The organism is Granulicatella sp. WM01, from assembly GCF_004570605.1.
Lineage (GTDB): Bacteria > Bacillota > Bacilli > Lactobacillales > Aerococcaceae > WM01.
The window spans coordinates 1-227 of the sequence record NZ_SPPB01000197.1 but is presented as its reverse complement, the minus strand read 5'-3'; the positions used below and the strand labels follow the sequence as shown (position 1 = coordinate 227).

General features: G+C 37.0%; 1 pseudogene. It reads left to right on the top strand.

Annotated features, from left to right (window positions below):
* Positions 1-227: pseudogene (locus E4T68_RS09440) on the top strand (hypothetical protein); the annotation flags it as partial.

The window sequence follows — 227 nt, the reverse complement described above, 5'->3', positions numbered from 1 at the left end:
CCAACAGTACCAGAAAAAACACCAGTAAAAGATGTCACAAACTTAACTGATGAAGAAAGAAAAGCTGTAGAAGATAAAATTAAAGAAGTCAACAAAGACAAATTCCCACCGGGAACAACAGTAACAGTGGAAAAAGACGGTACAGCAACAATTACATATCCAGACGGAAGTAAAGATGTTATTCCAGGCACAGATTTAGTGAAACCATTAAATCCAACAGACGCAGA